Origin of the sequence: Streptomyces sp. NBC_00996, from assembly GCF_045162675.1 — a bacterium.
In the GTDB taxonomy this organism is placed as follows: Bacteria; Actinomycetota; Actinomycetes; order Streptomycetales; family Streptomycetaceae; genus Streptomyces.
This window is the reverse complement of the sequence record NZ_CP108723.1, coordinates 6,748,337-6,760,574: the sequence shown is the minus strand read 5'-3', so window position 1 is coordinate 6,760,574 and position 12,238 is coordinate 6,748,337. Positions and strand designations below refer to the sequence as shown.

Below are 12,238 nucleotides of genomic sequence, written 5' to 3'. Positions count from 1 at the left end.
CGAGCCGGTGCGTGAACTGCCTGACGGGAGACTGGTGGTGGCCTTCCACGGCGATGATGACCGCCGCCGAGTCTTCGATATCTCCCGGCTCCCGCTGCCCGGTTGGCATCAGCCCCTGGCGGCGGCGGTCGCCGAGCGGACCGGCCCCGGCGGAGGGCTCCGCACGTTCTCCGCAGCGACCACCGGCTGGGGAGCCCAGAGCCGACTGGTGAAGTTCCTCGCCTCCCTCCCGCAGCCTCCGACCAGCCCGGACCAGCTCACGCCCGACCATCTGGAAGCCTTCCACGACCACCGGGCCAACTCGACACCGACCACGGCACTGCGGGACCTGGGCGAGGCCCGGATGCTGTTCACCCTGACCTCCCTGCGCGACAAGGTCACCGCTGAAGTCCTCGACCACGTTCAGCGGCGCCTGCCCACACCCCGCACACCCGAACCCGCGACCGCAGCCCCCGATGCTGAGAATCCCCCGGCCAGTGCGAAGCGGCTGACCAGCGGCTACTCCGACGGAGAACTGGAGCGGCTGCTGGCCGCGCTGCGGGCGGACGCCGCCAAGATCCGCGACCGCATCCGGGCCGGCGAGGACCTGCTGCGTCGCTACCGGGCCGACCCGCTCGCCCTGGACGAGCGCGACCAGGACCTGGGCCGGATGCTGGAGCAGATGGCCGCCACTGGCCAGGTGCCCACGCCTGCCGCGGTCCGGCCCAGTCCTTTCTGCCCCGAGCGTCAGGAACTGGCCGGGCGGCTGTTCCTGAGGCTGCGGGACCTGTCGCCGCTGATGCTGCTCCAGGCGGCGCTCTCGGAGCGCAACGGCGAGACCATCAAGGAACTCCCGGTCCGACACCGCGTGCTGGAGGGCCGGGCGGTCGAGCTGGTCATCGTCAAGCGGCGCCGGGGCGCAAGGCGCTGGTTCGAGACCGTGACCTGGGAGATCGGGGCCCCGGGCCGCGAACTGCACACTCCGGGCGGGTTCTACCTCCTGCTGCTGGAGCTGACGGCCCGCAGCCGTCAGCGGTGCACCTCTCCGCTGCTGTGGTCCGTTTGGCGCAACGGTCACGGGGCCGGGCTCGGCGTCGCGGACGACCACTTCGCACCGTTCCAGGACTCGCTGAGCTGCACGTCCGTCCTGCCGACAGCATGGGCGGCGAACCGGTCCCGGCCCTTGCTGGCCGATCCGCAGCCCTCCACCGGAGCTGAGGGAGCATCACCTGCGACGGCCGTCCCGAGGCTGCCGCTGCAGGTCAGCTTCAATCGGGTCAAGACCAGCATGGAGGTGCGACGCACGAAGCGGATGGGCGGCCACCTGCCGTCGGCCGCCAAGTCCAACAGCATGCCGGTGCTGTTCCGCAACTACCTCAGCGGGGATCCGGTCATCACCGCCTGGGCGGAGGAAGTCCTCGGCGAGGCCCTCATCGACGCCGAACAGGCCGCGCGCCAGGCCCACGACCGAGCAGTGCAAGCAGCCGGCGGAGGTCCCCGCGTCCTGAACGGACCGGTCGACACCTCGGCCTTGCAGGACAGCGGGCTCAGTCCGGCCATGGCCGGCAAGGCCGCAGCCGGCGACCTCGACACCGGCTGGACCGCCTGCGCCGATCACGACCGGCACCCCTTGACCCAGGAACCGTGCCAGGTCACTTTCCTCGACTGCTTCCACTGCGGGAACTGCCTGGTCACCCGCGACCACTTGCCCCGCCTTCTCGGTCTGCTCGACGCCCTGGCCCAGCGCCGCCGCGAACTGGCCGAGGACGTCTGGTGGGTGCGTTACGGCCCTGCCTGGGTGGCTGTCCGCCAGGACATCCTCGCCAAGTTCACTCCCGCTGAGCTCCAGCAGGCCCAGGTCGACAAGCCGCACGATGCGCTGCTCGACCTGGTCGAGAACCCTTGGGAAATGCCGTGACCACTGCCCTGTCCACTCTGGCCGTCGTCCCCTCGACTCCGCGGCCCCGCACCGTGGAGGCCGATCCGTTCGTCCTCCACGGCCGCCGCCTGCGCGCCAGCGCGGTGTTGGAGGACACCTCACGCTTCAGCGACGATGTCTGGGTCCTGGGCCCGGCGATGCTCAAGAAACACGAGCGCCGGTTCATCCTCGACTTCACCCTCGTCCCCGCCATCCACCGCCAAGCCGCGAAGGAGCTTTGCTACGCGATGCTGTCCGGGACTGTCCCGGCAGGCGAGGACCCGCCCGCTGTCGGCAGCATCCGCACCGCCTTCACCGAGTACGTCCGGTTCCTGCGCTGGGCCGCCGTTCGCACCACGCGCCTGGATGCCCTGGCTGGACGGGACCTTGAGGACTTCCAGCGCTTCCTGATCCAGTCACTGCCCTCGTCTGACGCCCGTCAGAGGGCCCGCGGGGCAGTGCGCAAGTTCTGGATCTGGCGAAACTCCCTGCCGTCGGACGCCCTTCGGTTCGACCCCCGGCACCTCGACGGATGGAGTGAGCCCAAGGCAAACGGCGGTGAGAACGCCACCGCACGGATCCCCGAAGAGGTACTCGGGCCACTGTTCGTCTGGGCTTTGCGCTTCATCGATGAGTTCTCCGCCGACATCCTGGCCGCGGACCGCTTCTGGCGGACCCCCATGGCAGCGCCGGCCGAGCCTCACGTCTACGGCGCCCTGCCCGTCCAGCTGCGGGCCTGGCTGGACGAGCACATCGCGGCACGGCGCCCGCTGCCCGGCTGGCGCGGCGAGCCCAGCACCACCGGGGTCGCCGAGGCGCTGGGCCGCAACCCGATCTCGCTCGGCCGCTACCGGCATCTGATCGAGGAGGCCGCCTCCATCGTGGGACTCACCCCCCAGACCGTCGGCGACCGGCCCATCTGCGGCCGCCTCGACGGCGAGCCGTGGATCGGAGCGATCCTGGCCGACCACACCGAGCCAGACAGCCTCGCCGCCTTGGCCCGCATGCTGCAGGACGCCTGCTACCTGGTCCTTTCCTTCCTCTCCGGCGCTCGCGACAGCGAGATCAAGCACCTCAAACGCGGTGGGCTGAGGACCGAGTGTGACGCGGACGGGACGCCCTACCGCTGGAAGATGCACAGCCTGGCCTTCAAATCCGAGGACGACCCCGCCGGCGTCCCGGCCGTCTGGAGCATCGGGGAACCCGCTGCCCGGGCCATCGCCGTCCTGGAGCAGTTGCAGCCACCCGGCACCGACTACCTCTTCGCCCGCCTTGCGCACAGTCCCGGAGTCAAGCGCAATGCCGTCAGCCAGGTGCTGACCAGCGGAGCCACCAACGCCCGCCTGAACACGTTCGCCGCCTGGATCAACGACTATTGCCAGCGCCACGACCGCACCGATGGCATCCCCTTGGTCAACCAGCAGCCCTTCCGTCTGAAAAACAGCCAGCTCAGGCGCACTTTGGCTTGGTTCATCGCGCGCCGCCCCGGTGGCGTCATCGCCGGCGCCTTGGCCTACCGGCACCACTGCATCCAAGTCTTCGAAGGCTATGCGGGCACCAGCGACTCGGGCTTCCGCGCCGAGGTCGAGAGCGAGCAGGCCCTCGCCCGCGGCGAGCACCTCATGGCCGCGATCGACGCCCACGAACACACCCACCTCACCGGCCCCGCCGCCGACGAGGCCGCCCGCCGTCTGGAGACCTTCGGCGAACGCGCCCGCTTCCAGGGGACGGTCGTCCTGGACGACAACCGACTTCGGCGCCTCATGGCCAAGCACGACCCAGCCGTCTATCCCGGGCAGTACATCACCTGCGTCCACGACCACGCCAAGGCCCTGTGTGAACGCGCCCGCCACCGCCGCAGCGAAGGACTCCCCGACCACGGCGGCTGCAAGCCCCTGGCCTGCCGAAACGTCGCCCTCACCCCTGAGAAAACCGTCGCCTGGCAACGTGAGATCGACCGCATCACCCGCCGCCTGACCACCCGCCCGGCCCTTCCGCCACTCCTGCGGCACCGGATGGAAGCCCGCAGAGCGGAGATCACCGCGTTCCTCCAGCGGAACACCGCCGCTCTGGAGACCCCGTGACCCGGCCCGCAGACATCCCCGCCGAAGCCCGTGTCCGCCGGATCATGGACCAGTACGTGAACGAGTGCCGGGACAACGGCAAACGCCCCAGCGTCCTCGCCTTCGCGGCCCAACTCGGCCTGAGTAACACCACCTTCCGTCGGCACTTCCCCGAGCTGGCCAAGGAAATCTCGGCCCTCCGCAGCAGCCCAACCTCCCCGGCGGGCGACGGTGCACGGCCGAGTCCCTACGATGTCCTCGTCGCCAGGAACGCGAAGCTCCGGCGAGCCAACCGGTCGCTGACCGAGAACCTCCGCTTCGCAGCGGCCCAGATCCAGCGGCTGGCTCTGGACAACGCCCGCCTCCGCGAGGCCCTGGAGTCCACCAGCAACATCACCCGCATCGACCAGCCTGGCAGAGGCCGACGGCACTGACCTTCCTCGCTGACACCGCCGTGGTCCCTCCAGTCTCACAGCGGTCAACGGTCAGTCCACAACTACCGCCACAACGTCGCTCAGGACTTGTTCAGCCGCTGCATTGTCGGTCTGCGTGTGACGGCGGTGTCCACGAAAGCGGTGGATGTCGCCGGGGTGCTGTTCGAGGCGATCGCTCCGCCGGAGGACGACAGCGATGGCCAGGCTGCCGGGCCCTATCACGGAGTGCCGGAGAATGTGGTGTTCAGAGAGGAGGCTCTGGTCCCTGGCCGGGGGCTGTGTCCGCCGGAGACGTTGGTCATCGACCATGGCCGGGCATTCATGTCGGCCCACGTGATCAGTGTCTGCACCAGGCTGGGGATGTCGATCCAGCCGGCCCAGCCGAAGAAGCCCACCGACAAGCCGACGGTCGAGCGCTTCTTCCGCACTCTGCGCGAGGGACTGATCCAGCACCTTCCTGCTTACAAGGGCCCGGACTTGCACAGCCGCGGGGAGAAGGTGGAGGACCAGGCGTTCTTATACATCCACGAGCTGGAGGACGTGATCCGCGAGTGGATCACGGGGGTGTATCACTGTTCCCAGCACGATGGGCTGGTCATCCCTCAGTGGCCGGGCGTGGAGCTTTCGCCCCTGGAAATGCTGCAGGCCGGTCTGGCCCGGGCGGGACGGCTGCGCATTCTGCCGTCGCCCGACCTCGTCTTCGACTTCCTGCAGGTCAAGCCACGGACGATCCAGCACTACGGCGTCGAGGTCGACGGGCTGCGCTACAACGGCCCGGCCCTGGACGGCTACCGCAACGAGAAGAGCCCGTACGGCGGACTGCTGGCCGACCGCTGGCCGATCCGTGTCCACCCCGATGACGTGCGGTTCGTCTACTTCCAGGATCCGGCCGACGACTCCTGGCACCGGCTGGAATGGGAACACGCTCCCGGATTGAATACGGCGTTCTCCGCCGAGGCGGCGGCTCACGCCCGGCGCCTGTCGCTCCGGCGCGGGCGGCATCTCGACGCCTCCGAGGCTCTGGCCGAGCTCCTGGCCCGCTGGGACCAGGGCATGGTCACCGACCGGCGCGAACGTCGCATGGCCTTGCGGTTGTCCGCCGAACGCGCCGCGGTCCCGCTGCCCCGGCTGCCAAAGGAAGAGCCCCACACACCGGTGAGCACGGCCCGCCTGCATCTGGTGCCCGAGCAGTCCGTCACCAGCGACCTGGACGAGGAGGACGAGATCTTCGACGCCCCGGACGGAGACGACTTCTACGCGGACGCCTTCGAGGTACTGGAATGAGCACACCAGGACTGTTCAGCCTGTCCCGCAAGGAGGGCTGGAACCAGTACGTCAACACTCCGCCGCGACAGCGTCCGGAGATGCTCACCCGAGCGCATCTGGACGCGCTGGGCGAGGACGCCCGTGAGGACTACAACGACCAGCGTCACGACTGGCATGCGAACTTCGGCATCATCCAGACCCCTCAGCTGGCCTCCCTCCACGAGGAACTGGACCAGATCGTGGCCAGCAACCGGCAGGACGGCGACCGCATCCGCTCGGCGGCGGTCATCGACGCCCTGCCCGGCCTGGGCAAGACCACCATCGCCAACCTCTACGGCCGCACCTACGACCGCCAACAGCGCCGCCGACTCGGAGCGGTCACAGCCGAGGGCAACGAACGTGTCCCGGTCTTCCGGGTCGGGCTGACCTCGAACACCACCCTGCGCACGCTGAACCGGATGATCTGCGAGTTCTACGGGCACCCTGCCACCGACCGGGGCAGCGCCGCAGCCCTGGCCAGTCATGCCCTGGACTGCGTGCTCAACTGCGACACCCGTCTGGGGATCATCGACGACATCCACTTCATCGACCTCGACCGCAAGGAAGGGCTCGCGGTGAGCAACCATCTGAAGTGGCTCGCCAACGAACTTCCCGTCACCTTTGTCTACGTCGGCGTCGGACTCGCCGAACGCCGCTTCTTCGCCGACGGGCTGACCGGGAAGAACACCGTCCTCGCCCAGACCGCCCGGCGCTGGACCCGGCTCGGCGTCGAACCGTTCCACCTCAACTCCGACGAGGGACGCCGGCACTGGTGGAGCCTGCTCAAGGCATCCGAGCGCCAACTCGTGCTGGCCGAACACCGTCCCGGCATGCTCGTCGACCTGGCCGGATACCTCTTCGAACGCACCAGCGGCCACATTGGGTCGTACTTCACTCTGCTGATGCGCGGTTGCTACCGGGCTATCCGTGGCAAGACCGAGGCCCTGAACCGCGACCTGCTCGACCAAGTCCGTCTCGACGAAGCCTCCGAACTGGCCCGCAAGCAACTCGCGGCCGCTCTCGCCCACGGCACCCTGTCCTCCAAGTCCAAGGCGGCGTCGTGATCCTCGGCAGCAATCGCGTCCTGCCGCTGCGGGTCCCCATCGCCCCTGGCGAGGGGATCGACAGCTGGCTCGAAGCACTCGCCCGCCGCAACGGGCTCTCCCTTCGGGCACTTCTGACCGACTTCGCCCTGCCGACCCCTTCCTTGACCTCCACTCTCTTCACAAGCATCACGTCCTCCCAGCTTCGTGAGCTGGAACGCCGCTGCCAGCTGCCCGATCACCAGCTGGACCGGACCCTGCCGGATCCCGTCCTGCCGCTGCGGACACGGCAGGCCCGCGGCTCGCGCTACTGCCCGGACTGTCTGGCCGAGCGCGAGGGGCGATGGAAACTCGCCTGGTGGCTGCCCTGCGTGTTCGCCTGCACCACCCACCGCGCGCTGCTGCACGACACGTGTCCCGGCTGCGGCTGCCAGCCACGCCGCCTGCTCCCGGGCCGCACCCGCTCCCACCCGGCAGGAATCTGCATCACCCGCCGCGGTGACGACCCGCCCTGCGGCACGGATCTTCGCATCGCGCCAACGAACCGACTCCCCGACACCAGCCCTCTGTTATCCGCTCAGCGCTGGATCGACGAACTCCTTGCCGATCCCGACATCCCTGCTACAGCCGCGAGCCTGAGCGACCTGGTCCACCTGTCGCGCTGGTTCCTACACGCCCTGCCTGAGCACGAGATCACCCATCTGGGGACCGACGCCGCGACAGCATGGGCCGAGCGCCCAACCAAGGCCACGCCCGACAGGCTGGCACCGATGAACGCCCCGCTAACCGCAGTGATCACGCACCATGCCCGTCCACTGCTGGACCCTTGCCACGACATCGCCGTCCACCGCATCCAGCAGCTCCACACGTATCAGGGGGCCGCGACAGCTCCCCACCCCGCCGACATGACCATGGAGAACTGGAAGAAGCTCTCACCCCACATGCGTGGCAGGTTCGTCCACGCGGCTGATGCCCACCTCAGCCAGCTGGACCGAGTGCGCCTGCACTCGGGCAGTCCTGCGGCCCGCATCCCCGTCCCCGGCGATGCCCCGCACACCTCCCGCTCCCAGCACATCCCACAACTGCTCTGGCCCCACTGGACCTTGCGGTTCCTTCCACCCCAGGGACTCCGGGTCGACCTGTTCCGCGGCACCGCCGCCGCCCTGCTCTTCCTCCCCGGCGCCGGCAGCAGGGACAAGAAGGCCCTTCTCAAGCCGCTGCACGGCCACCTGCCCAACTACGTCGCACGCACACTGCAAGTGATCAACCAAAGCGGCTATGAACAGGTCTTTCCCGCCCTCTGCCGCATCGCCGACTACATCGACGAACACGGCAGCGAGATCAACTACCAACGGCGGCGGACCCTCATCCCTGCCGACACGATCAGCAATGCCGCATGGCAGGAACTGTGCTTCCGCACCAACACTCACCCCGGCGAAACGAGTACGCCCGCCGCCCCTGGCCGCTTGCTCCAGGCCAGGAGATATCTCCTACAGCTGCTGACCGGCGCCGATCTCACCGACACCCAGCACACCCTGGCCTGGAAGAGCCCAGACGACCGCAACCGCTACGTCGGCTTCAACCTCTCGCTCTCCCTTCAACAGAGACAAGCCCTGCTCCAACACGCCCAGGGGCTGCTCGAAGATCTCGGGATCGACGAACCCGTGACATGGGAGCCGCCCGAAGACTGCTGCCACGGGCTGGTCCTTCCCGGTCCCCGGCTGGACGACATCGATCTCGACACCCTCAAACGACTGGTGATCACCGAAGGACGCAAGCCATCCGACGCAGCCCGCCAGCTGAACACCACCGTCACACACGTCCGACTCGCTCTCGAACACATCGACCATGGCGAACGGCAATGGGCACGCACTACCCCCACCTCAGCCTGGAAACTGCGAGAGCGCGCCCGCACGGTGCTCACGGCCGCCTTCCTGGAGCGCGAGTACACCAAGAACGGCAAGACACTCACCCGCATCGCCCGGGAAACCGGTATCTCCCGCCACATCGTCGTCGAGCAGGCGAAGGCGATAGGCCTCACCATCTACTACTCGCAACGCCCCGTCCCCATGGACGCGACCTGGCTGCGCGAGCAGTACCTGACACGCATGCGCTCAACAGCCGACATCGCCGCCCAACTCGGGACCGAAGACGAAACAGTCCGCCGACGGTTCCTGCAACTCGGCATCCCCCTACGTCCGCCGGGCGTTCACAGCCACACCGTCATGACCACCAAGGTCGACAAGAGCATCCCGCGCAACATCCGAGCAACCGTCGAGGGCACGCTGCACGGCTGGCTCCGCCTTCACCGCTTCCAGATCTCCATGGCGCTGCCTAATCTCGAAACCACAGCCGACTACCTCGGCACCTGCCGGGGCGCCCTGGTCCACCAATTCCAACGCCTGGAACGCGATCTCGGACACACGCTGTTCCACCGCGCCGCCTTCAAGAAACCCCAACGGCCGACCAGGCACGGCAATGCCCTCCTGCGCTCCCTCGCCACCGATCACATCCAGGCGCTGATGCACTCCGCACTCGGCCCCGACCAGATCACTCCCATGCCGGACCCGACCACGCTGGCCAAAGCCGCAGTCCGCCTCACCATCCGGCAAAGCCCCGGACCGCTCAGACCTTTCGGCGACGGCATCACCGCCGAGCGAATCCGAATCACCGGTTCCACCCTCATACTTCTGCGCGACCTGCTCGACCACCAGAACGACGAGTTCTACGGCGCCCAGATCCATGCGAGAACCGGCATCGACAACGGCACCCTCTATCCCCAGCTCAAGAGGATGGAACGGGCTGGCTGGCTCACCAGCCGGCCCGAAGCCGAAGACTGCTGGCTCGCGCGAGCCCCGGTCGGCTGCGGTCCCGGTCGCCGACGTACCTACTACGCGCTCACACCCGATGGGCTCCGCGCAGCCATGCACGAAGTCCAGCACCACAAATCGCGCCGCCGCACAGCTCGATGAGTCTTTCCTCTTACTCGATGAGTCTTTTTGTCGGATCTGCGACGATGACCAATAACAGTCAAGAGACAGACGGGGCAGTGGTGACTGACTACAGGAGCGAAGTCCGACCGAGTGTGATCACCGACTTGGAGACGAAGGTCGCCAAGGAGAACTACGGCAAGTACCTCAAGCGACTGACCTTGCGGAAGCTTCGGGGCTTCACGGACCGAGAGGTCACTTTCGACTTCCCCGTCACCGCCCTGGTCGGGCCAAACGGCGGAGGCAAGACAACCGTTCTGGGGGCGGCGGCACTGGCCTACAAGAGCGTCTCGCCAGGACGGTTCTTCGCCAAGAGCGGCAAGTACGACTCCAGCATGCAGAATTGGTCAATCGAGTACGAAATCATCGACAAAGAGCACACACCGCGTCTTTCGGTCTCGCGCACAGCCAGCTTCAAGCAACTGAAGTGGAACCGCACCGCTCTTGAACGCGAGGTTCTGGTGTTCGGAGTCGAGCGGACCCTGCCCGCCACAGAGCGCGCCAAGCTCAAGGCCGCCATTGGTGGATCCTTCGCCGCTGTCCGCGAGGTGACCCTTGCCCCCGAGGTCACGCAGCATGCCGCAAAGATCCTGGCCAAGCCCATCGAGGGGTTCCAGCAGCTCTATGTGGACGCCGCGGAAAGAGTGTCACTCTTCTCCGGCCTCACCCCTCGGGGGGACGGGTACTCCGAGTTCCACTTCGGTGCCGGCGAGGCGAGCGTCATCCGAATCGTCGCCGAGGTCGAAGCGGCCTCGCCCGGGGCGATGATCCTCATCGAGGAAATCGAGAACGGCCTGCACCCGGTGGCCACTCAGCGCATGGTCGAGTATTTGATCGGTGTCGCCCATCGCAAGTCCTGCCAGGTCATCTTCACCACGCACTCCAACGACGCGCTCGCTCCGTTGCCTTCCAAGGCCGTCTGGGCGGCTCTGCAAGGCAATGTGATCCAGGGGAAGCTGGACGTCAAAGCCCTGCGGACCATCACCGGACAGATCCAGGCCAAGCTCGCGATCTTCGTCGAAGACGACTTCGCCGAGCTCATGGTTCTCACGGCCCTGCGCAGCCATGGTGGCATCGAACTGGACGAGGTCAAGGTGCATGCGATGGGTGGCCACGACCCTGCAATCAAGGTCAACACCCATCACAACATCGACCCCACCGCGGTCTATCCATCGATCTGCATACTCGACGGCGACCAGGCCGAACGTGTCGATCGGGACAAGGGCATCTTCACGCTTCCTGGATCCAGCTATCCCGAAGCCCATGTGCTGGAACGGGTGTTGGACTGTCTCGACGAGGAAGCAGGTCGGCTCGCCGTGGCCCTCCACCTGGGCCTACATGCGCAGGAACGGGTGAAGAAGGTGGTGACAGAGCGATCGCTGACCAACTGGGACCGGCACACGATCTGGGAGCAGATCGGCGGCGACCTGGACCTCACCTCAGGCCACATCGTCAAGAGCGCGTTCCTGACGACCTGGGCCCAGAAGTTCCCTGAAGAGGTCAAGGCTCTGGTCGAGGCGATCGGCGACAAGCTCCCTCGCCGGGACGGCAACTAGCCGCAATGAGCAGCCAGTGGACGAGAAGAACTCTTGCGTGATCAGAAGCAGTTACCTCACGTGACTGAAAGGCACCAGTCGTGGCGATGGTACGCCTCTGAGTAAGATGTGCTTCCCGATTCGAGTACATCCGGGATCATGAAACATGCTCCCGGATGACTGGCAACTCACCAACGGCATCGTCGACTTCTTTGCCCGAGGGAAGCACGGACCAGATCTACCCCAACCGCGCTCTCCGAAAGCGCCCACGTGCTGCCCAACAACACGAACGCGCCCTCATCGTGATCGGCTGCACCAACTGACGGGACACCATCCCCAGCGACATCAATCCGTGTTCGGCCTGGCTGCGGATTGCCGATCTCGAAGCCCACGCCCGGCCTTCTGCGGACGTTGTCAGGCCGATGACAGAATTGCCGGATCGGCACCCATTGCAACCGCGGCCTCTCGTAGCGTGTCCACTCCTGGTGAAGCAAGAGATACCGAGGGTGGTACAGCATGGATCCGATTTCGGTGGCGTTGCTCGCGGCACTAGCAGGAGGCGCCGGCGGTGAGCTCGGACGGCAAGCTTGGGCGGGGCTGACCACGCTAGTGCGCCGCCCCTTCACGCGTGGCCAGGACGAATCCGCACAGGCTCCCGCCGTCAGCTCCGGGGAGACGGAGCTGGTCAGGCTTCAGGAGGATCCTGGAGATTCAGCGCGTGCTCAGGCACTGAGTACCGCTCTGTCAGTGCGGGCCGCAGTGGACGCGGAGTTCACTGCCGACCTGCGGCAGTGGCATGAGCAGGCGAAGCTCGTACGTACCGGCGACGGTGACGTCCACAACACGATCAGCGGCGGCACCCAGCACGGGCCGGTATTGCAGGGCCGGGACTTCTCCGGCTTGTCCTTCAACACAGCCCCTCCTCCGACCGCCCCCGAAGGCGAGACGCGGTCATCGCAAGGCTGAGCCGC

The 12,238-nt window shown here is 67.1% G+C and carries 8 protein-coding genes; all 8 read left to right on the top strand.

What is annotated here, in order from left to right; all coding sequences use genetic code 11:
• Window positions 1–7: 7 nt before the first annotated feature.
• The 8 genes from OG390_RS31805 to OG390_RS31770 all read left to right on the top strand — a co-directional run bounded on the left by OG390_RS31805 (window position 8) and on the right by OG390_RS31770 (window position 12,233).
• A complete protein-coding gene (locus OG390_RS31805) occupies window positions 8–1,897 on the top strand; it encodes a hypothetical protein (RefSeq protein WP_406172836.1) in 1,890 nt (629 codons plus the stop codon).
• Window positions 1,894–3,981, top strand: coding sequence for a hypothetical protein (locus tag OG390_RS31800; RefSeq protein WP_406172835.1), 2,088 nt, complete (start codon window positions 1,894–1,896; stop codon window positions 3,979–3,981). Before OG390_RS31805 ends, OG390_RS31800 begins: the two co-directional genes overlap by 4 nt.
• Window positions 3,978–4,394, top strand: coding sequence for a hypothetical protein (locus OG390_RS31795; RefSeq protein WP_406172834.1), 417 nt, complete (start codon window positions 3,978–3,980; stop codon window positions 4,392–4,394). The genes OG390_RS31800 and OG390_RS31795 overlap by 4 nt, the downstream gene beginning before the upstream one ends.
• Window positions 4,395–4,520: 126 nt before the next feature.
• On the top strand, window positions 4,521–5,678 hold the full coding sequence (locus OG390_RS31790) for a Mu transposase C-terminal domain-containing protein (RefSeq protein ID WP_406172833.1): 1,158 nt from the start codon (window positions 4,521–4,523) through the stop codon (window positions 5,676–5,678).
• Window positions 5,675–6,763 (top strand): AAA family ATPase, encoded by a 1,089-nt coding sequence (locus OG390_RS31785; RefSeq protein ID WP_406172832.1) that lies wholly within the window; start codon window positions 5,675–5,677, stop codon window positions 6,761–6,763. Before OG390_RS31790 ends, OG390_RS31785 begins: the two co-directional genes overlap by 4 nt.
• Window positions 6,760–9,714, top strand: a complete 2,955-nt coding sequence (locus OG390_RS31780) for a TniQ family protein (protein WP_406172831.1) — start codon at window positions 6,760–6,762, stop codon at window positions 9,712–9,714. The genes OG390_RS31785 and OG390_RS31780 overlap by 4 nt, the downstream gene beginning before the upstream one ends.
• A 17-nt stretch (window positions 9,715–9,731) precedes the next feature.
• Window positions 9,732–11,288, top strand: coding sequence for an ATP-dependent nuclease (locus tag OG390_RS31775; protein ID WP_406172830.1), 1,557 nt, complete (start codon window positions 9,732–9,734; stop codon window positions 11,286–11,288).
• Window positions 11,289–12,014: 726 nt separating this feature from the next.
• Complete coding sequence (locus OG390_RS31770; RefSeq protein WP_406172829.1) at window positions 12,015–12,233, top strand: hypothetical protein; 219 nt, start codon at window positions 12,015–12,017, stop codon at window positions 12,231–12,233.
• The last annotated feature ends 5 nt before the right edge of the window (window positions 12,234–12,238 follow it).

Excerpts from the sequence above, each read along its gene's own strand:
- OG390_RS31785 (WP_406172832.1), top strand. The coding sequence starts at position 5,675 with ATGAGCACACCAGGACTGTTCAGCCTGTCCCGCAAGGAGGGCTGGAAC.
- OG390_RS31775 (WP_406172830.1), top strand. The coding sequence starts at position 9,732 with ATGAGTCTTTTTGTCGGATCTGCGACGATGACCAATAACAGTCAAGAG.